Annotated in this window: 21 protein-coding genes; 5 read left to right on the top strand and 16 right to left on the bottom strand. The window is 32.6% G+C overall.

The annotated features are described in order from the left end of the window. Positions 1-103: 103 nt before the first annotated feature. The 6 genes from aae to HMPREF2576_RS09330 all read right to left on the bottom strand — a co-directional run bounded on the left by aae (position 104) and on the right by HMPREF2576_RS09330 (position 6,472). Positions 104-1,078 carry an autolysin/adhesin Aae gene (aae, locus tag HMPREF2576_RS09355; protein WP_001829380.1) on the bottom strand — a complete coding sequence of 325 codons (975 nt, stop codon included), beginning with the start codon at positions 1,076-1,078 and terminating at the stop codon, positions 104-106. Positions 1,079-1,602: 524 nt separating this feature from the next. Then, positions 1,603-2,448: a dipeptide ABC transporter glycylmethionine-binding lipoprotein gene (gene gmpC, locus HMPREF2576_RS09350; protein ID WP_002456836.1), complete on the bottom strand. Its 846-nt coding sequence runs from the start codon at positions 2,446-2,448 to the stop codon at positions 1,603-1,605. 43 nt (positions 2,449-2,491) lie between these two features. Continuing rightward, positions 2,492-3,151 carry a methionine ABC transporter permease gene (locus tag HMPREF2576_RS09345; protein WP_002485216.1) on the bottom strand — a complete coding sequence of 220 codons (660 nt, stop codon included), beginning with the start codon at positions 3,149-3,151 and terminating at the stop codon, positions 2,492-2,494. Positions 3,152-3,153: 2 nt separating this feature from the next. Continuing rightward, positions 3,154-4,179: a methionine ABC transporter ATP-binding protein gene (locus HMPREF2576_RS09340; protein WP_001832450.1), complete on the bottom strand. Its 1,026-nt coding sequence runs from the start codon at positions 4,177-4,179 to the stop codon at positions 3,154-3,156. Positions 4,180-4,425: 246 nt separating this feature from the next. Continuing rightward, entirely contained in the window at positions 4,426-5,571 is a 1,146-nt protein-coding gene (locus HMPREF2576_RS09335) for a bifunctional cystathionine gamma-lyase/homocysteine desulfhydrase (RefSeq protein ID WP_001829386.1), read from the bottom strand. Continuing rightward, on the bottom strand, positions 5,564-6,472 hold the full coding sequence (locus tag HMPREF2576_RS09330; RefSeq protein WP_001829369.1) for a PLP-dependent cysteine synthase family protein: 909 nt from the start codon (positions 6,470-6,472) through the stop codon (positions 5,564-5,566). The genes HMPREF2576_RS09335 and HMPREF2576_RS09330 overlap by 8 nt, the downstream gene beginning before the upstream one ends. Positions 6,473-6,774: 302 nt before the next feature. Between HMPREF2576_RS09330 and HMPREF2576_RS09325 the strand changes: the two genes are divergently transcribed. Continuing rightward, positions 6,775-7,314 carry a pentapeptide repeat-containing protein gene (locus HMPREF2576_RS09325; protein ID WP_002456835.1) on the top strand — a complete coding sequence of 180 codons (540 nt, stop codon included), beginning with the start codon at positions 6,775-6,777 and terminating at the stop codon, positions 7,312-7,314. A gap of 178 nt (positions 7,315-7,492) precedes the next feature. Here HMPREF2576_RS09325 and HMPREF2576_RS09320 read toward each other — a convergent pair whose 3' ends face one another. The 4 genes from HMPREF2576_RS09320 to HMPREF2576_RS09305 form a co-directional block, all read right to left on the bottom strand. Beyond that, a complete protein-coding gene (locus HMPREF2576_RS09320; protein WP_001829393.1) occupies positions 7,493-8,821 on the bottom strand; it encodes a sodium-dependent transporter in 1,329 nt (442 codons plus the stop codon). A gap of 144 nt (positions 8,822-8,965) precedes the next feature. Further along, entirely contained in the window at positions 8,966-9,208 is a 243-nt protein-coding gene (locus HMPREF2576_RS09315; RefSeq protein ID WP_001829367.1) for a hypothetical protein, read from the bottom strand. A 14-nt stretch (positions 9,209-9,222) separates the two neighbouring features. After that, positions 9,223-9,951, bottom strand: a complete 729-nt coding sequence (locus tag HMPREF2576_RS09310; RefSeq protein ID WP_002456834.1) for an alpha/beta hydrolase — start codon at positions 9,949-9,951, stop codon at positions 9,223-9,225. Positions 9,952-10,057: 106 nt separating this feature from the next. Further along, complete coding sequence (locus HMPREF2576_RS09305) at positions 10,058-10,729, bottom strand: phosphatase PAP2 family protein (RefSeq protein ID WP_002469436.1); 672 nt, start codon at positions 10,727-10,729, stop codon at positions 10,058-10,060. 251 nt (positions 10,730-10,980) lie between these two features. Between HMPREF2576_RS09305 and HMPREF2576_RS09300 the strand changes: the two genes are divergently transcribed. Continuing rightward, positions 10,981-11,229, top strand: a complete 249-nt coding sequence (locus HMPREF2576_RS09300) for a hypothetical protein (RefSeq protein WP_001829374.1) — start codon at positions 10,981-10,983, stop codon at positions 11,227-11,229. 41 nt (positions 11,230-11,270) lie between these two features. Here HMPREF2576_RS09300 and HMPREF2576_RS09295 read toward each other — a convergent pair whose 3' ends face one another. The 3 genes from HMPREF2576_RS09295 to HMPREF2576_RS09285 form a co-directional block, all read right to left on the bottom strand. Beyond that, complete coding sequence (locus HMPREF2576_RS09295) at positions 11,271-11,639, bottom strand: Na-translocating system protein MpsC family protein (RefSeq protein ID WP_001829349.1); 369 nt, start codon at positions 11,637-11,639, stop codon at positions 11,271-11,273. Positions 11,640-11,751: 112 nt separating this feature from the next. Beyond that, the gene (locus HMPREF2576_RS09290; protein ID WP_070856523.1) at positions 11,752-14,313 is read right to left on the bottom strand and encodes a DUF2309 domain-containing protein; all 2,562 of its coding nucleotides are present in this window, start codon (positions 14,311-14,313) and stop codon (positions 11,752-11,754) included. Positions 14,314-14,330: 17 nt separating this feature from the next. Further along, a complete protein-coding gene (locus HMPREF2576_RS09285; RefSeq protein WP_070856521.1) occupies positions 14,331-15,827 on the bottom strand; it encodes an NADH dehydrogenase subunit 5 in 1,497 nt (498 codons plus the stop codon). Positions 15,828-16,422: 595 nt separating this feature from the next. Between HMPREF2576_RS09285 and HMPREF2576_RS12690 the strand changes: the two genes are divergently transcribed. The 3 genes from HMPREF2576_RS12690 (at position 16,423) to HMPREF2576_RS11900 (ending at position 17,161) form a co-directional block, all read left to right on the top strand. Continuing rightward, complete coding sequence (locus HMPREF2576_RS12690) at positions 16,423-16,491, top strand: alpha-1/alpha-2 family phenol-soluble modulin (protein WP_096824640.1); 69 nt, start codon at positions 16,423-16,425, stop codon at positions 16,489-16,491. Between the two features lie 90 nt (positions 16,492-16,581). Next, positions 16,582-16,653: a phenol-soluble modulin PSM-delta gene (locus tag HMPREF2576_RS12195; protein WP_087587975.1), complete on the top strand. Its 72-nt coding sequence runs from the start codon at positions 16,582-16,584 to the stop codon at positions 16,651-16,653. A gap of 244 nt (positions 16,654-16,897) precedes the next feature. Further along, on the top strand, positions 16,898-17,161 hold the full coding sequence (locus HMPREF2576_RS11900; RefSeq protein WP_001832458.1) for a hypothetical protein: 264 nt from the start codon (positions 16,898-16,900) through the stop codon (positions 17,159-17,161). 238 nt (positions 17,162-17,399) lie between these two features. Here HMPREF2576_RS11900 and HMPREF2576_RS09280 read toward each other — a convergent pair whose 3' ends face one another. The 3 genes from HMPREF2576_RS09280 to HMPREF2576_RS09270 all read right to left on the bottom strand — a co-directional run bounded on the left by HMPREF2576_RS09280 (position 17,400) and on the right by HMPREF2576_RS09270 (position 20,699). After that, positions 17,400-18,602 (bottom strand): GTP-binding protein, encoded by a 1,203-nt coding sequence (locus tag HMPREF2576_RS09280; protein ID WP_001829405.1) that lies wholly within the window; start codon positions 18,600-18,602, stop codon positions 17,400-17,402. A gap of 170 nt (positions 18,603-18,772) precedes the next feature. Beyond that, positions 18,773-19,156, bottom strand: coding sequence for a VOC family protein (locus HMPREF2576_RS09275; RefSeq protein ID WP_001829355.1), 384 nt, complete (start codon positions 19,154-19,156; stop codon positions 18,773-18,775). Positions 19,157-19,670: 514 nt separating this feature from the next. Further along, the gene (locus tag HMPREF2576_RS09270; RefSeq protein WP_002500289.1) at positions 19,671-20,699 is read right to left on the bottom strand and encodes a PTS sugar transporter subunit IIC; all 1,029 of its coding nucleotides are present in this window, start codon (positions 20,697-20,699) and stop codon (positions 19,671-19,673) included. Positions 20,700-20,962 lie beyond the last annotated feature (263 nt).

Genomic DNA, 20,962 nt, shown 5'->3' with positions numbered 1-20,962 from the left:
ATTTGGTAGCATCTTTATAAAACTATAATTAAGCCCATTGATGATTCTTAATCCAATCATCAATGGGCTTAATTTGATAGTTATATATTGTTAAACAATTTTCTTAATGAATAAATTTGTAATTTCTCACTTGATAAGCTGGAATTGTTCTATATGTCATATTTCCAGGAGCTGCACTCCAGTTCATTTCTGAAACTAAAATACTTCCATCGCTATTCACGCGCTCTACAAACGCTACGTGACCATAGTAACCAGCGTCAGTTTGTGCAATTGAGCCTACTGTAGGACGATAATCAATAGTATATCCATCAGCAGCTGATGCATTGTCCCAATTATTTGCATTCCACCAGTATGTACTGATACCTTTTCCTATTTCAGCACGTCTATTAAATACGTGCCATGTGCATTGTCCCCAAGTATACAAGTTTTGATGGTTAAAAGTTGGTGAATAATAGCCACCGTTTGATCTAGTATTATTAGAAGATGAGCTACTAGAACTACCTCCAGGCACTTTTAACTTCTGTCCAGGATAGATAAAGAAATTAGTTAATCCATTTAATTGCATAATTTTTTGATACGTTGTCCCATATTTACTAGCAATTGCAGATAGTGAGTCTCCATACTTAACAGTATATGTTGCAGTACGACCACTAGACCCACTAGCTTTTGCACGACTGGAACTCGTCGCTTTACCAGAAACTTTCAACTTTTGTCCAGGGAAAATAAGATAGTTATTTAACCCATTAAGTTGCATGATTTTTTGATAAGTTGTACCGTATTTTGCAGCAATAGAAGATAATGAATCTCCAGCTTTAACTGTATAAACTGTGCCACTATTTGTTGACGTTGCTCTTGAAGATGAGCCTGATACTTTCAATACTTGATTAGGGAATATTAAATTGGAAGTCAATCCATTAAGTGATTTTAATTTAGCAATACTAATCCCATATTTGTGAGAAATTGACCATACAGATTCTCCACTTTTTACTGTATGCGTTGTTGCAGCTTGTGCATGAGTTGATGCCAATGCGCTAAGGGCAGTTGTTCCAATAATGGCAGTAATATATTTTTTTTGCACTTGAAATCCTCCTCTACTTTAGGTTTTGTTTATTCGCGTTTTAACAATACAAAGATATTATACTCTTTAATTATGTATAGCATGTTTGCTTTAGATGACATTCTGATTACAAATATTATTTTAAATAAAAAATAGGGCTACGCTCAAACATATTTGCATTTATCCAATTTAATACATTTTGCAGTCAATTACAATGTCTTTTTTATCACAATTATTATTAATATGGTTTCGCACCTTATATTTACAATTTCGAATGTAATGTTTTTTCTATTTTCAAATTAATATTAAATGGACAGACGCTTATTTCTAGATTCTAAATGCAACATTTCGAATAAAAAAAGAAGTAGGAATAGAATTCGCTATGAATTCTTTATCCCACTTCAAAAAGGTAAAATGCCATGAAAGATATAGAAATATATCTTCAACTTAGTCATTGACTATAAAATTGTTTTGCAACCATCACATATAACTGGAATTCTAGACTAAAAATTTCTATATGGTGAATGTTGCGCTAAAACTTTATATTATTTTTTTGCCAACTCATTTTCGATTTCTTCGATTTCCTTTTTAGAAAGATCTACTGGTTTTTCACCGTCTTTAGTGTCTTCTTTTAATGCTTTTTGAGCTTCTTTTGAATGATAAAGTTCTATAATTTTTTTGTAGGTTTTATTATCTTTGTCTTTAGAGTTGACAGCTACAACATTAATATATGGTTTTACTGCATCTGAACTTGCTTTTTCTAAATAAATAGGATCCTTTTTAGCGTCTTTTCCTGCTTTTGTTGCAACACCGTTATTGATAACTGATATATCCACATCAGAAAGTGCACGCGCTGTTTGTTGTGCATCAACAGCTTTAATTTTTAAATCTTTAGGATTACTTTCAATATCTTTTGTTGTTCCGTTTAATCCAAAGTTCTTCTTAAGCTTAATTAAACCTGCAGATTCTAATAACTTAAGTGCTCGAGCTTGGTTAGATACATCATTCGGAATAGCAACTTGCGCACCTTTTTTAACATCTTTAATGTTCTTAACTTTATCTGAATAAATACCTAATGGAGCTAATACTGTAGTGCTAAGTGCTTCAATATTGGTATCTTTATGAGCTTTTTTATATTGATCTAAAAAAGCAAAGTGTTGGAAGGCATTTAAATCAATATCCCCGTCACTAAGTGCTTTGTTTGGAACATTGTAATCTGAAAAGTGCTTGATTTCTAAATCAATATCATCTTTTTTAGCTAATTCTTTAACTTTTTCCCAAGCCTTCGTGTCGTTGGATGCAACACCTATGGTTACCTTTTTACCATTATTACCGCCACATGCTGATAAAACTAAAATTGCAACGATTAAAAAACTTAAAATCTTTTTCATAAATGAATTCCCCCTAAATATTTATAAAACACTTACTAGTATTTTAATTTCTACGGATAACCCTAGCGATAAAGTTACCTAACGTTTGTATAATTTGAACAATAATAATAAGTACAATGACTGTAATCACAATGACAATTGTATCGAATCGTTGATAACCATACACTAAAGCCAAATCACCTATACCGCCACCACCAACAGCACCAGCCATTGCTGTACTACCTATGAGACCAATAATAGCTGTAGTTATAGCTAGAATTAATGAACCAAGTGCTTCTGGCAATAAAAAATAACGTATAATTTGAAGAGGTGATGCATCCATTGCTTTAGCTGCCTCAATAATCCCGTCATCGACTTCCAGTAATGAGTTTTCTACTAAGCGTGCGATATAAGGTGCTACATAAACCGTGAGTGGTACTATGGCTGCTGTTGTGCCGATAGATGTGCCAACTAGCAATTTAGTAAAAGGCACTATGGCTATTAATAAAATAATGAACGGAATTGATCTTAAAATATTAATGATAGGATTTAATACTTGATGCAATATTGTATTCGACCATATACCGTTTTTTCTAGTTACCACTAACAAGATGCCAAGAGGTATACCTATTAAAGCACCGATTACAAGTGATACAGTCACCATATACAATGTTTCGTATAGAGCTTGTAATAATTGAGATGAATCTAAACTTGAACCAAACATATTTATATAACCTCCTCATACCGAATATGTCGTTTTGAAAGGTAATCAGTAAGTTTAAAATCATTAAATGACTCATCATGCTCAAATCTCAACCACAAATAACAAACCGTTTCATCTTGAATTTCTGACATAGAAGAAAATAATACGTTAACGTTAAGATGATGCTCGTTGATAAGCTCGTTCAATATTGGCAATTGAATTTGTTCAGAGTCTAAAAACAGTTTATAATCTGTGAAATTTGAATCTTTTCTCGAGTTAAAAGAGGCCCGTAACTCTTTTGAAGGCTCAGTGTTAATCACCGTCGAAACGAAATTTTTTGCAGTGTTCGTTTGTGGATGACTAAAGACATCTTTAACTGTCCCCATTTCTATCACTTCGCCATTTTCCATGACAGCTACACGATGACAAATTTTTTGAATTACGCTCATTTCATGTGTAATCATCATAATCGTCACACCAAATGTTCGATTCACATTACTTAATAAATTTAAAATTGAGCTTGTAGTAGCTGGATCCAAAGCACTTGTCGCTTCATCACATAATAATATTTTAGGATGCGTTACTAATGCTCTTGCGATGGCAACACGTTGTTTTTGTCCACCTGATAATTCATCTGGAAATTGATCTTTTTTATCAGCAAGCCCCACAAATTCTAACATTTCGTCAACTTTTTCCTTAATTTCTTTCTTATTTGTCTTACTTAAAATAAGTGGCATTGCAACATTTTTATAGACTGATTTAGAATTAAGCAAATTGAAATGTTGAAAGATCATACCGATATCTTTTTTAATATCACGTAAATCTTTTTCTTTATATGTATCAATCTCATGACCATCAACAATAACTTGACCATCTGATACTGTCTCAAGTTGATTGACTAACCGAACTAATGTACTTTTACCAGCACCACTATAACCAATAACACCAAAAATATCATGTTGGTCAATCTTAAATGATACATTTTTCAAAGCTTGAATAGTTTCTCTTTTTTTGCGAAAAACTTTGTTAACATTTTTGAATTCAATCACCTAATCTCTCCCTCCAATTTCCGATTAAAATTATCTGAATATTTGCATTATATTGAATTGATGTCGTACCGTCAACAATCTTTTTTGATTTTTCCAAAATTAATTAATATTCTGAAAAATAATGTTCTACAATTGGTTACTTATCTCAAAAATTGTGGAAATTACGCAACTCAATAGTAAATATAAAACAAGAGATTAAGATGCAAAACGTTTCATTTCATCATCTTAATCTCTAAATAAGTGATATTATCTCAAAGTATTTAAGGCTTGTTCTAAATCATTAACTAAGTCTTCTGTGTCTTCAATACCAATAGATAAACGAATGAGACCATCCGTAATACCTTCCTTGGCTCTTACATCTGATGGGATGGACGCATGCGTCATAAGTGCCGGTACAGAAATTAGACTTTCAACTGCCCCTAAACTCTCTGCCAGTGTAAAGTAGTTTGTTGCGTGAATCACTTGTTTAGCCGCTTCTGTATCTTTAACTTCAAAAGATACTACCCCTGTATGCCCAGTTGCTTGATTTTGATGGATAGTATAGTTCATATGTTCCTTAATACTAGGATGGAATACTTGTTGAACTTTAGGGTGCTTTTGTAACATTTGCACAATACCTTCAACGTTTCGGTTTATTTGCTCCATTCTTAGACCTAGCGTTTTAATACCTCTGATTAATAAATAGCTATCTTGAGGTCCAAGTACACCACCTGTAGAATTTGAAATAAAGCCTAGACGTTCTGCTAAATCATCATCAGCAGTAGCAACAAGACCAGCTACAACATCACTATGGCCTCCAATATATTTAGTAGCCGAATGCAATACGATATCAATACCAAAGTCTAAAGGGTTTTGGTAGTAAGGTGTCATAAATGTATTATCGACTACAGATATCAAATCATATTTTTTTGCAATTTTTGCTGATGCTTTAATATCAGTCACACGCAATAATGGATTTGAAGGTGTTTCTACATATAACATTTTAGTTTCAGGTTTAATATATTGTTCAATGTTTTCAATTTTAGTTGTATCAACAAAATCTACGTCTATACCAAAGCGAGTAAATACTTTAGTTAATGCACGATATGTGCCACCATAAACATCAGAATTAAGAACTAAGTGATCTCCTTTATCTAATAACATGATAACTGCACTAATTGCTGCCATTCCTGAACCAAAAGCAAAACCATGCTTACCATGTTCTAAATTAGCAATAACACTTTCAAGAGACGCACGTGTAGGATTTGCAGTACGTGAATATTCGTACCCTTGTCTTAAATCACCAATATCATCTTGTAAATAAGTACTTGTTTGATAAATAGGTGTTGTCACTGCTCCAGTATAGTTGTCTGTCGTATGTCCCCCATGTATCATTTGCGTTTTTTTATTCATTATTAAAACTCTCCTTATAGTTGAATATTTGTTTGGACATGTATCGATCGCTTCCATCTGGAAAGATGGTAACAATCACACCATTTTGAATGCTTTTTTTTAATTCCAACGCTCCTTGTAATGCCGCTCCCGAAGAACTACCAACTAACAATCCTTCTTTATTCGCGACAAGTTTAACATTATTAAAAGCATCTTTATCGGCAACAGTAAAAATACCATCTACTAATTCTTTTTCTAAAAATGATGGCCACTTTTCAGAACCAATCCCTTCAGTTGCATGAGGATGACTGACACCACCATTTAAGACAGAGCCTTCTGGTTCTACAATATAATTTTTTACATCATACGTTTTTAAGTGTTGTGCAACTCCTGTAAACGTACCACCGGACCCAACACCTGCCACAAAATAATCAATATGTGAAAGTTCATCTGTGAGTTGTTTGGCAAGTGTTTGTGTATATGCCCCAGGATTATCTTTAGTTTCGAATTGATTCATATATAAATATCCATATCGTGTTGCGTATGCCAACGCCTCTTGCTGTGCGCCAGTCATTCCCTCAGCTTTGGGGGTACGTCTAACATCTGCACCCAATGCTTTCATAATTGAAATTTTTTCTTCTGCAAATCCTTCTGGAGCAAAGATGATACATTTTACTTTGTGCCGATTAGAAGCAATAGCAAGTCCAATGCCTGTATTACCAGCAGTCGCTTCGACTATTGTATCCCCTTCTTTAAGTCGTCCTTCATCTATTGCTTTTTCAATTAAGTACTTCCCTAGACGGTCTTTGATGCTACCACCAGGATTAAATTGCTCAAGTTTGGCGTATATTTTAACATTCTCGTCACTAAAGCTTTCTAATAAAACTAATGGAGTTTGTCCTATCAAATCGTATGCAATCATTATTTTTGGTTCAGATGACAACAATGAGTATCACTGAACTTAACCCACTTTCTTTATTTATGTTAGCGCTAATTCTTACTTATCAGATATGAATTATAACTTATCGGCATTGTTTTTGCAATTTCTGAAAAACGTACAATCAATTTGAAATTTAAACATTATTTAAAATAAGTATTTTTATAATTGATTACGTTTATATGAGAATACATACCGAAAGTGTTATGATAGGGGTAAATAAGCTAGCACATCGATAAAAGTTATCGAATTACATACACTAGAAATGATAAGGAGCTGCTTTAATTATGACGAAACAAGATTTATCTTTATCTGTATTTACCAATGAAAATTATAAGAATCTTCGTTACACATCATCTAGTTTTAGAAATTCTATGTATGATGAATTAGAGGTTAATAAAAGTCGTTTTAAAAACTGTAATTTTAATGAAGGTATTTTTAAGAATATAGAAGCAATTTGTAATTGTAAATTTACAACGTGCGGGTTTAATAATTGTATTTTCGAAGATGTTCATTTTTACAAAAACCAATTTAAAGATTCAACATTTGTGAATACACCATTTGATCAATCCGTATTTAATAGTACTTTATTCCAAAATGCAATGTTCGATAGCAATCTCATTCGTAGCGTAAAATGGACTGATATCATTTTTAAAAACGTTTCTTTCAAAAATGTAGAAATTGAAGGAACAACATTTAAAGATGTAAAATTCAAAAATTGTGAGTTCAAAAATGTAATTATTACTAATTCAACTATGTCGCAAAAGTTAATGAATGAATTACAAAAACAAGATGTTACTTTAGAAAATATAGACACTTCTATTTAACATTCATTATCTTCCGCTTAAGAAAACAATTTAAGATCATAGTTAAACATTCGCTCGTTTAATGGTGTTAGATATTTCGAATCAACTACATAACATTCTTTATATAGTAAAACGGTCAACTCCACTAAAAAATGGAATTGACCGTTTGTTTTAGTTTTATCAATAACGTCTCAATGACTTAAAATAATTGAACTATAAATACTAAAATAATAACAATAGGCATGATGAACTTAATTAAATAATACCACGGTAAAAATAGGTTGAATTTGTCTTTCCCAAAGCTTTCTTTTAATAATTTTTTATCTAGTAATTGGCCAACCACTAATGTTGTTCCTAGTGCCCCTAATGGCATAAGAATATTAGATACAATAAAATCCATATTATCAAATATCGTACCAGCGCCAAAACGCAAATGACTTAGACTACTAAAAGATAATGTTGCTGGGATACTAATGATAAATACAAGTATACTACCTATGATTGCCACTTTTTGTCTTTTACTATTATCATTTTTAGTAAAATTAGATACATTTAACTCTAATAATGATATAGAAGACGTTAATGCCGCAAATAAGAATAATAGTAAAAATATAAAGTAAAAGAATGTACCAAAAGTCATTTCGCTAAATACTAGTGGTAAAACCTTAAATAATAAGCCAGGGCCTTCTTGGGGTTGGTAACCAAATGTTTTAAGCGCAGGAAATATAGCTAATCCAGCCAAGACAGAAATTAAAATATTCATTACGACAATTGAAAGTGCTGAAGACTTTATCGTCATATTTTTAGGTGCATAGCTTGCATAAGTAATCATTCCGGTTGTACCTAGGGACAGCGTAAAAAACGATTGTCCTAACGCAAATAGTACACCTTGAATAGACATATCTTCAACTCGAGGTTGCAGTATATAACGTACACCTTCTAAAGCACCTTCTAAAGTTAAAGATTGTGCTACAACGATAATTAAAAAGATAAATAATAGAGGCATCATTATTTTAGAAGCTTTTTCTAAACCTTTTTCAACACCTAACATAACAATTACCATTGTTATCAAAATAAATATGCCTTGACCTAAAACAGTCAACCATGGATTACTAATGATTGTTTCAAATTGAATATTTGTCAGCGTACTTGATTTAAAAACCATGATTTGTGCTATGACATAACCTATATATATAATAATCCAACCACCAATAACACTATAAAAACCAAATAGTATAAATACGGCTAAATTACCATTCCATCCGATAATATTAAGCCATTTCTTTCCCGTTAATTTCTTATATATTTGCGTTGTATATGTACGACCCATTTTACCTACCGTAAATTCCATAATTAACAGTGGTAGTCCTACAAATATAGTAAAAATTAAAAACATTAATAGAAAAGCGCCACCGCCGTATATACCTGCCATATATGGGAACTTCCACATTGCACCCAATCCTATTGCAGAACCTGCGCTAGCTAATATAAAACCGGTAGACGTCTTCCATTGTGAATGACCACTCAAATTACCAACTCCCTTTAAAGCGCTAAAGTGTTAAAATGCTTAAGTTCTACTCTATCATGAGTTTATTTTATGTGCAATGTACCTATATATTGTCAGAATAATGAGATACACATTTTTTGATATTTATGGATTGATGCTGTATTTTTATTCAAAATCATAAGTAATGTGTTGTCCCTCTGTCACTTCTTCAATGTCTAGACTTTCAATGTGATCAACATTAATATAATGTACAACATCTTTTTTAATATATAAGTATGCCAATTCATCAAATTCATCTATAATTCGTGATACACATGTATCGTAATCGGGACCATTTTCAAATGTTTTAAATTCCGTATATGTTTTTCCTGATACGGTTGTATAAGTTAATAAAAATGTACGTTTCATATTTCTACACTCCTTTATTTACTGAAAAATTGAATAATAGATTGTTCTACTCTGTATGCATGATCGCCATACGTCATAAGATGACCGCTTTTTTCAAATTTGAGCAGTTCTTTATCTTGACTATTTACATTATCATAAATGTATTGCGCACTTTGAGCATATAATGGGTCATCTTCTTCGCCATACATAATATTCACTGGTACTGTAATATTTGCAAGATAAGCCATAATTTCATCAATTACACCTTGAAACACTTCAATTTCTTTATCATAAGACAAGATGGTTTCCATTTGGTGACGACGCTCTTCTTCGCTTAAACTCAAAATTTCATTCATTCGATGCCCATACCTTTCAAGACGCCACGCAATCTCGCTTTCACGCTTTTTATGTGGGGCTGACATCACAGCTATACGTTCTAAATCAAAATGTTCAGCTAACCTTAAAGTAAATAATCCGCCTAATGATACGCCTGTCACATTAATTCTACTGTATCCTGCATTTCTTAAAAATTGATATGCTGCTGTAACTTGTTCCCACCAATCATTAATATTGTGTTGGGTAAATTCCTTAAGTGGCAAACCGTGGCCTGGATAACTAGGCACGTAACAAGTAAATCCCTCTTCATTCAACTGTTGTGCTAAATGTTTTACATCACGTACAGTTCCCGTAAAAGAATGTAATAACAATACAGCTTGTTGACGATGTCCTTTTAAGTAGATTGATTGTGGTGATTTAACTTTCATTTTTACATTCACTCCTATTTATGTAGATGTTGATATAAAATAGACGCCCTGCACTCTCAAGACCGTCTAAAAAATGCTATTTTTAAATTTTTCGTGCTACTTTCACTTACTTTTCTCCCCCAAATTTTAATAAAGGTGACACTAATATAAATAACGACACCCAAATAATCGCTAAACTTACGCCTCCTACAACGTCAGAAAAGTAGTGTGCATGAAAATACAGTCTACTTATTAAAACGCTAATCCAAAATGCAATACTTAAAATTGTGATTATAAATTTAAAAGCACGCTGTCGGATTAACGGGATAATAATGATCATAATCATTAAAAAGAATAATGTATTAATATTAGAATGCCCACTAGGAAAAGACCATCCTGTATCAACAATTAAATGATTCTCGGGCCTTGACCTTTCAATCGTTTGCTTAATTAAATAATTAATCAATGCGCCACTAGTCATCGTTATGATTAGCCATATTGCTTGTGGAACCTTCTTGTAAAACGTGAGTAGCACTGCAATAATGGTAGCCACAATTAAAATGATCTTAACATCACCAAAGGTAGCGCAAAACGTCATTATATTGTTGATGAAACCATGTCCAAACACTCTATTGGGATCCCCAAATTGATTACTAAACCACTCTTGTACGCTAAGATCAACCATTCTCAACCACTGATTTTGCGCTAGCACATGAGTAGAGATAAAGCTTAAAAGAATAATCATGCTTATTAAAATTGGAATTATCCCTTTTGCTATATTCATATATTTAAAATTCATATCAACACCTATTTCTTTAATATGGTTCACTTAAGTTATTATGTCTTCTTTTGAATATGTAATATGTCTTCTCACTTCAAACATATTCATTCTTTCTCATTTTACACTATATCAGTGTTTTATCATTAATTTTACTTAAAGAACATTTACTTGAATACTTTAAATGTCTACAAAATATCATACTCATTACATATACAATAATGTATAATGTGATTTAACATAAAATATAATTTTAATGAGGAGGCGACACATTGTTTACTAAAAAAATATTGATTTATATTGCGCTCCTTATTACCTTAATTCGTTTTTTTATTCCATTACATCCAGACTTTGATACGTTGTTAGTATGGTTGTTTATTCTTTACATAATTCCAATTATTTTATGTATCATTGGCTTTAAATCAGATAAACTCATCGCTACTATGATTATGATTCCAAATTTAATGGGTATAGGTTATCGTCTATTCATCTTCTTTAATGACTTTTTGCATTTAAAATAAAACAGCACTATCTATTAAAGATAGTACCGTTAAATAATTTATTACTCATGTAATGCTTTATCAAAACGATCTTCCAACTTAAAAATCATTACGCGTTCACCGGTAATAGTACTTAAATCACTATGAAAACTTTTCACATTAAGTCCAGTCAAATCTTTAATAATGCGACTCAAGTCCTCTTCACCAGACTCTACAAGTTCAGAACGTGTACGTTTAATATTTAAAAGCCCTTCATTCGTTTTACACACGCGATATTCAGCAGGTGTCAAAATACCTTGTAAACTAACAATAACCATATCACGAAGAATATCTGTTTTTACAGACAAAGAACCTCTTCCTAAAAAATCTTTCTCCCATTGTGTAATGGCTTTACTAATTTCAGATTCATAAATACCTTTCGTCTTTTTCATAACTGGACGACTCCTATTTCTTGATTACTTATAGTTTAACATTAAACCGAAATAATCAAAAAACTTAATTTCTTCTAATGAATCTTTAATTGTTAATCTCACCGAGTATTTCCTACCAGTCTTTCCAACTATTATTTTCATCAATACTGGCAAGTCTTATCCATTGATGATCAACCTTTTGTCTAAAGTGATTATGATGTTTTAACAAACGTTGAATATATGCATCTGGCGCTTGAATAACAATTAAAAGCCTAATAGGTGCGTGATACGCCTCTTTGTCATTCATCATTACTGACTGCCATGGTAAGCCATACATTAAATCACTAGCATTTCCTTGCATGACACCTACACCACTTGTTACAGTTTGCGTTGTTTTACTACCGCTTCCATAATAGTGAGGTGCCACGGTTGAGGCGTAGTATTGTAAATTAATCCATTGGGCTACTAGTGCTGGCCCAGAAATAATTGTATTTAAAATCTCACCGTCTTCATCCTTTGTCCAATCATAATTATGAAGAAATGCCCGTCCCTCTAGATTACTATTTTGGGTGATTTGACGTTTCCCAATAATGAATTCAGCATTTCGTGCTAGACCCCATTCTGGACGAACTTCACTCCAATCGCTAGCGTGACGATGCGCTTCAGCATTAGGATTATGGTCAGTGTTTTTTATATTTGGCAACGATGCCAAACGTTCTAAATTGGCTTTATAACATACTTTTGGCATCACATGCTTAAGTTCGTCAAAGGCATTTTGAGCTTCTGTAGTTAAAGGTGGAACATAAATATACTCTAACTCATCAACTGACGTTTGATGTTCAGCAGCTATAAACACTGTATGTCTTGGAATGTCGATTCCTTCCATCAATAATCCACGTCTAACATTTTCTTGATTACACATTACTGCTAATAATTTCGCATTGAACCCACTCGAGGCACCGCCGCAAGCCCCACATTCTAATGAAGCATGATAGGGATTATTATGTGATTCACTACCGTGTCCGCATAGAACAATAAGTGGTGCAAAATCATCTGTTAAGTCCATTAATTGTAATGCTTTTTTGGAAAATTGAATCTGTTCTTCTAAAGTAAAGCCGATTGGTAGTTTTGAATACGCATCTTGCTCACGCTGAATAGTTAATTTACCTGTTGGTTTACGTAGCCATTTTTGTGAGAATCGATGAACAATACGTTTTGCTTTTTTAGGGAAAATTGTGTTAGCTATAGTCGCAATACTTAAAAAAGGACCACTTAATTCTGGTAAAAGCAAACTTGGCAACACGTTGTTTTTCATTAATTTAAAGTTGTAAAACATAGATGTAAGTGTATGTTGTTGTTGATTATAAATTTTCATTTCATGTTGATCAGCATATTCTTTAATACGATATGCAGGTTCTACCATCACTGGTAAAGATGGATGTGCAAATTGTTCATCAAGTACTTCTTTTTGAATTGGCAGACCAAAGAACCCAGCAATCCCTATTGTTTCAAAAGGCCCTTCACTTTCTAAATGTCTTCTAAACGGTTCGGATCGTACATCAATACAAAACGCAAGTTGTACTTTTGCTTGATCAGTATTTTCGGTTGGAACACGATAAATTTCATCAACCAATCGACGTTCATGCGTTTCTTCCCATGCATCTAACCATAACTTTTTAAAATAAAACGGGCTGAATCGTGTCCCCAATTCAATGTATGCTTGTTGCTTTTTAGATGATAGATTTAACCACTGCTCAACATTCATTTGTATGTTAAATAGCAAATAACGTATTTGCTCTAACTTTTTTTGAAAATATATAGATTTTTTTAATAATGTTGTATGGTGGTCATTTAAAAGTACCATCTCAATTGATAGACGAATCGCAACATAGTCTGTTAATAAGTAAGCATCATTACTTTGTGTCTGTGACCGATGATACATGATTCCTGCCCAACCTGGTAAAGATAATAAATGACTCTCAATATATGATTGTCGATGTTCTTCTTTTACTCCTAATTCTTGAAAGGCGTACTCTATTGCTTCGGTTGCTTGATTTGGCAAATGTGCTAAAGTAAGTCGTTGTTTTTTTGTGAATAATGGATCATGTTTAACTAAACGTTGCCAGGCATGATAGAATCCTTTTTCTCTTTTTGGCATAGTCCAACTTGATTGAAAGTCATCAACATATAATTTAGACCACTTAATCATATGAGCATTTAAAATATCAATAAGTCGTGTACCTTCCTTTGTGAAAACACTAGCACTTTGCGCTATCACATCTTCTTTTTTCTTATAATCCTTAAAATTAGTTTGTACCCATTTTTCCATTTTCTCGTTATCTTTTGTATTAAAGTAACCTTCTTCAATCGTTTTTAAATTTTTCGCTCTTTGAATATATGTGTTGATATCACTGTCAGATAGTGACCTATTATTATAATGCGCACGATTTTCATCCAACCGTTCTTCAAATACTTTTAAATCTATTTCTTTATTACTAATCGCTCTGTGAATAGTAGACGCATTAGGATAAATGTCAATATCCCTCACACTTTTTAACCAACGTGCCACTTGATCAAACGAAGCATCTTCTAGCCCCTCCCACGGATTACGGGCAGCAAATGTTGAAATCGGTGATAAAGGTGTAATTACACGTTTAGCCTGATTGACTAATTCATTGATATCTGATTGAAGCATAATTCTATCCTCCTTTATTAAAATCGTTTTAAATATGATGGATGACTTTCTATAGATTGGGTTTTAGCCTCTCCTACTTTAATAAGCCACAAGTATAACTTCGCAAATGCCTTTGATTCTCTTCGCCGTGATACCCATATGCTTAACATACTGCCGAAAACTATAATAGCAATCGATAGAATAATACTTATGAGTGGTGGTGAAACAATATGAATATCAACGTTACTTAATGTCGTGAAGAAATAATGATGCGTAATAATATAAACAATTGCTACAACAATAATCATACATACTCCGATGACTCTTCCGATGAGTCCATGACTAAAAGCAACTAATTGATTCCATGACACCATTAACGACCAAGCTAATATAAGAGCGCTTAATACATCATATGCATGTCTATCACTATTCAACCAAAATATTATCGCTATAAGAATAGCTAGTAGACGACCAAATACAAGCCAGCCATATGATTTTTTAACAGATGGAGGCGTAGGAATGTTAAATCTTTTAACAACAGAACCCGATTGTAGAAATAATGTCGCTTTAAACACACCATGCAATATTAAATGTACTATCGCCGCAGAATATGCCCCAAGCGCACATTGTACTAACATAAAACCCATTTGACTTATCGTAGAACCTACAAGTTGTCTCTTGTAATCAACATGCACAAGACTGATTCCAGAACCCAACAATACTGAAATACTTGCAATAATTAATAACAGTGAAATGGCTATTTCGTCATTAAATACCGGAGAAAAGCGTGTAAGAATAACGCCACCAGCATTAACAATACCAGCGTGCATAATAGCTGAAACTGGCGTAGGCGCAGCTACAGATTCAATAAGCCAGCCTTGAAATGGAAATTGTGCCGCCGGAATAATCACAGCTAAAACAATAAGTAAATTGATACAGAGACGCATTCCATAATTGATTGCATTATCATCTGACATATTCGAATGAATATACCAATCTCCTGTAGCGATATACAATAAAATGACAGCAATCAATAACGACAACCATGCCAATATAAATGACCAAGCTGAAATTCTTGCTGCTTCCCTAGGCACCTTCCATAATTTGTTAACTTTAATGAGCCGTGTTAACACAAATAATGTTGCACCCCAAAACATGGTCATTAACCTTAAGTCTCCACTTAACCATGCCAATGAAGCAAATGCAGTAATTAATGTAAAAAACGGAAAATATTTACGGTAATGCATGTCGCCAATTAAATAACGCATAGAAAACTTTTGAATGATAAAGCCTAAAGTCAAAATAAATGTCATCATTAACCAAGTAAGATGATCAACTATAAAAGGTCCAACATTCGCCCTTTTACCGAAAAATATTAATCCACTTAATCCCGCAATGATAGGTAAAACAAGTAAATATATATGAAATTTAATATATTGAATGGGAACTCGATGATTCAAAAATATTAATCCACTCAGTATAGCAATGACAAGTGTAATAAAAAACATAAACAAAATTAACTCTGAACTTAACATTGCGTATCCTCCATCTCAAAAAATATCTAAAACAATAATAAAAAGCCTACAATAGCTAACCTTTCATATATGTCATAATGAAAGAATTTAAACTATTGTAGGCTTCAATTTAACTCAAGTGTTTCGCACTTTTATCCTCAATATGTATATAAATCTTACGGAGTATAAATAAATCGTACACTTTATTTAAATAAGCTGCCTATATCATTTTGTAGTAAAGTAAGAACTCTTTCCCCTTTATCAATCAAGGTTATTCAACCTAAAATTGCTAAAGCAAGACTTAGTTATTACCTTTTCGAATAATACTATTAATATATTTTAAATGAGCAAGAGTGTCAATGGTTACGCTTCTCAAAATAAGACTCAATTAATCATATAATAATGATTATTGAAAGCTTAATTACTCAAAAATCCTTTTGTAAAGCTTATGTAAACAGTATAAAGACAAAATAACACTTAGGAATAACTCACTGTTGAGTGAAAAACATGAATCATTCACTTAAGACATTGATATTTTAATTTAGGGACTATGCACATATTTAATTCAAATTCCAGTTACACTATAGATAACAAATTAGTAAGGGAGGTCATTTAAATGGCAGATGTAATCGCTAAAATTGTTGAAATTGTTAAAGGCTTAATTGATCAATTTACTCAAAAATAATATTTAAAAGTTACGTATTTTATAAGTTAGCTTTTGAATATTCAACAACCATCTCTAAATACATTTCCCTTTTGAAAGGAGGTCATGAACATGAGCATCGTATCAACTATCATCGAAGTCGTTAAAACTATCGTAGACATCGTTAAAAAATTCAAAAAATAGTCTACATTCTACATAACCACCATCTTTTACGATGGTGGTTTTTTTATGTCTATTTATTTTCAGCTCGTTTAAACTCCTTTAAACATCCAACATTTACTTCTCTTCATTATTGGATAACTTTTCAAAATAAACTATTGTAATGAATATATTTTTACTTATAATGGTATACACAGTATCACGTTTGTTGAAAAAACGATGACTATTGATTCATTTGATAAATAACGACATCGAAAGGAAGGACAAAATGAAGAAGTGTTCAATTTCCAGTTTATTATCAATTATTGTCACACTCATTAGCATTTTTATATGTTTTACAACCATGTTTACGAACATCTATAACAACACTGACTTTAACTTTTGGTATTTCCCAGGAGCAATTATCTTTGTTATCTCAATTATTATTAATATCATAGCAATGTTTAAAGGTAATAAGACGTTAAACATCATCCTATTTTTTATTAACTTTTTTGCCTTACTTATCTTTACCACACCATTTGCAATCGTTTAAATGTTATTTTCAACTGCAAAATAGTTAGGCACGACTCATATCACACCTTCGGCCATAGAAATTTTTTGCAACTAATAACTGATTTTGAAAATACGTCGATATTAATATTTTAGATTTCATTATTTAAGCGGGCAAGCGTCTCTGAATTCAGAGGCACTTGCCTATTTTATTTTTCACGTGAAACAGCACAGTATATTCATTCATATTACATTTTCATTTAAAGTACAGAATCAAACAATTACATTCGTCGATCATAAGTCCATTGATACGGACTATCTAGTAATCGCCAATCTTCATCAATCTCACTACTATGAATTAAGCATGCATCTAATTCCCGGGAAATTTTTTCTTGATCTAAATCCGTACCAATAATTACAAATTGCGTTTGACGATCTCCATATTCGATATCCCAATCTTCTACTACATCTTGACGCGCCTCCAAAATAGCTTGCTGTTGACTTTCACTCATTGTTGCCACCCAGTATGTAACGGGGTGAATATTACAAGATGAACCAGCCTGTGATAACAAACACGCTACATCATTATACTGCGCTAACCATACAATCCCTTTTGTTCTTACAATATTTTCTGGCATTTGTTCTAGCCATTGATGAAATCTTTTTGCATGAAATGGTAATCGTCTAGTATAAGCAAATGATGTAATCCCATACTCTTCTGTTTCCGGCGTATGTGTCGCATGTCCTCCAGCTGTTAATTCTTTGATCCATCCAGCTGATTCACTTGCCTTCTCAAAATCAAATAATTGCGTATTAAGTACATCTGATAATTCCACTTTAGCATTTACTGTTTTAATAATTTTAGCTTCGGGTTGCAATGCACGTAATACATTTTCTAATTTTTCTAAAGCTTCGTCGCTAATCAAATCGATTTTATTGATAATCATCACATCACAAAATTCTACTTGATCAATGAGTAAGTCAGCAATAGTACGCTCATCTTCATCATCAACACTTTCATCACGGTCTGCCAATAAATCTTCACTACGAATATCATTAACAAAGCGATTCGCATCTACAACCGTCACCATTGTATCTAATCGACATATAGAGGTTAAATCAATACCTAATTCTTCATCTATGTATGAGAACGTTTGAGCTACTGGTACAGGCTCAGATATCCCAGTTGATTCAATTACAATTTGATCGATACCCCCTTTGTGAACTAAGCGCTCGACTTCTCGTAACAAATCGTCTCTTAAAGTACAACATATGCATCCATTAGAAAGTTCTACTAATTTCTCATCTGTTCTAGATAAGCCGCCACCTTGTGCTACTAAATCCTTATCAATATTAACTTCACTCATATCATTGACTATGACAGCAATGCGTCGCCCTTCTCTATTTTTTAATATATGATTAAGCAATGTCGTTTTGCCCGACCCTAAATATCCACTTAATACAGTTACAGGTATTTTCGCCATTTCAAGAACCCTCTCTTTTGTAAATAGTAATTATTACGTTTTACATTCTATAGAAAGTTCCTTCTTTTATCAATACTCAATTTTTTAAAAATTGAATAAACGTGATTAAATAAAAAAAGCTAGTTGGAATCATTATAAATTTCCAACTAACTAAGATTAAACTATTACAATTATATATGTTCATCTAAAAAGTAATTAAATACCCAAATGATACCATTGAGACGGTCTTTTACCTCTGCATGATAGGCATTAAAAAAAGTTTTATTGAGTTTCACTTTAGCATGACCACCATCATCAATTAACCTTTTATAGACACGCTCCAACTCTTCTAATGAATCACATTCAATAATAAGATGAGGATTTTTAGAAACGGGATGCTTATGAAACGTATCGGAGAAATGTACGAACGTTTCATCACCAATAATAAGTTGGGCATGATAAGTTCGACCATCTTTACCCATAAGTATTTCTGTTTGAGCATTAAATACATCTTTGTAATAACATAAAGATTTATCTACGTCCTTAACGTAAATAAATGGGCTTACATTTTTCATAATTTCCTCCTTTTTTTATTTATTAACACATTTAGACACACTTTCATCAATTTAAACTAATCATTTTCGGGATTATTGCAAATTAATACAATAAAACCACTCCTCAATGGAGTGGCTACTTTTCTATATTTTAGGTTCACCGTTGACTAGCACACTATTTAAAAAGTTGAGAAATTGTATTACGAATTGAATTGAATCGTTCATAATCTACATATCCTCTCAATACTTTTTTAACACTTTTATTATAAAACGTTTATGCTTCAACATACTAAATTTGCCTAACTGTATATTTTTCATACTCAAGTGTCAAATAAATGGTGTGATATTATTTTGTTCAACCACATTTCTCCTAATATTTAAGAGTTGCACGCATACATATTAACAAAAATATTTTCTCCAACTTTGAATAGAAAATATTCTGTTCATTTTATGTATTCACATAATCGTGAAATCATTTATGACTTTGATCAATTTTCAAATCGCCTAGTCCTAGCGCTCATCATTGTATACTCAGTTATGTCGTTGTGTCCCGTTCTAACATTTGCTTTTTAGTAATAATGGGGTACTTTTTGAAAACAATAGACCCTACAATACCAGCAATAGTTCCTATAATCGCCATAACCACACCATAGATAATCACTTTCGTTAAACTATTAAAACCAAACATCACTAAAAAACCTGCAATAGGTGTAGCAGTGCCAGTTGCATTATTAATCATACCTGACCAAGCAATTATAATACCGGCAATTGCCCCACCAAAGAAATTAGTGACATAAATAGGAATAGGATTAGCGGAAACAATATCAGCTTGAGAAAGCGGTTCGATTCCGACTGAAATGGTTGATTTACGGTCTCCCAATTTCAAACGATGGAACAATGCACTATTCATAAACGCGGAACTAAATGCGGCCATGGCACCTATGGCCATAGGCGCACCCGTTAAACCAAGCAATGCAGTGAGAGCCATTGAACTTAATGGAGCAGTACCTACTACTGTAATAATACCTCCCAATACAATTCCCATAATCAACGGATTAGTGTCAGTACTACTTTGTATAATATCCCCAATTTTAATTAACGTGTTATTAACCACTGGCGTCAATCCAGTAGCAATTAACCTAGCTATAGGTGCGAGAAGAATGATTGAACCAATTAAATCAATACCATCTGGCACATATTTCTCGGTATACTTCATCATGTAGCCTACAATATACCCAGCGAAAAATCCTGGCAACAAGTCCATACCTCCACAAGCTGCACCAATAACTAGTGCATAAACTGGAGATACTCCAATCGCTAATGCAGTTAATCCAGCCGCAGCCACACCACCTAAACCTCCAGCAGCATCTCCTAATTCTTCTAAGAATTTAATACCAAATACTTGTCCACCCACATATTTATTGAAAGCTTCAACTAAAAACGAAGCAATTGCCGCATTCGCTAAAGCACCCATCGCTTTCATCCCACTAGGTGCCTTATATGTAAATAGAGTAAAAACAACTAAAACTAAAATTAAAAATAATGTACCTATAAGCAAATCCATATCAAACACTCCCCATAACACTTATAATTTTCTGATTTTTTAGAAAACAACTATAAAATACATAGTACCAAAAAAATATACCTTTGAGGAGAATTTTTTAAAAAATAGAAAATATTTATTAAATTAAATAAAGTTAAATAGTAAAACATTGTAACAAGCTTCAACTTACTCTACCAATGGAGACTTTTATTAGAATTCCTCAAATTAATCCTCCACGACATATTAATGAAATGATTGAAACGATACACAATCGTGATTTTGAT

It is taken from the genome of Staphylococcus sp. HMSC063F05 (assembly GCF_001837075.1).
In the GTDB taxonomy this organism is placed as follows: Bacteria; Bacillota; Bacilli; order Staphylococcales; family Staphylococcaceae; genus Staphylococcus; species Staphylococcus epidermidis.
Note: the sequence above shows the minus strand (reverse complement) of the source record. Positions and strands in the feature narration are given on the sequence as shown.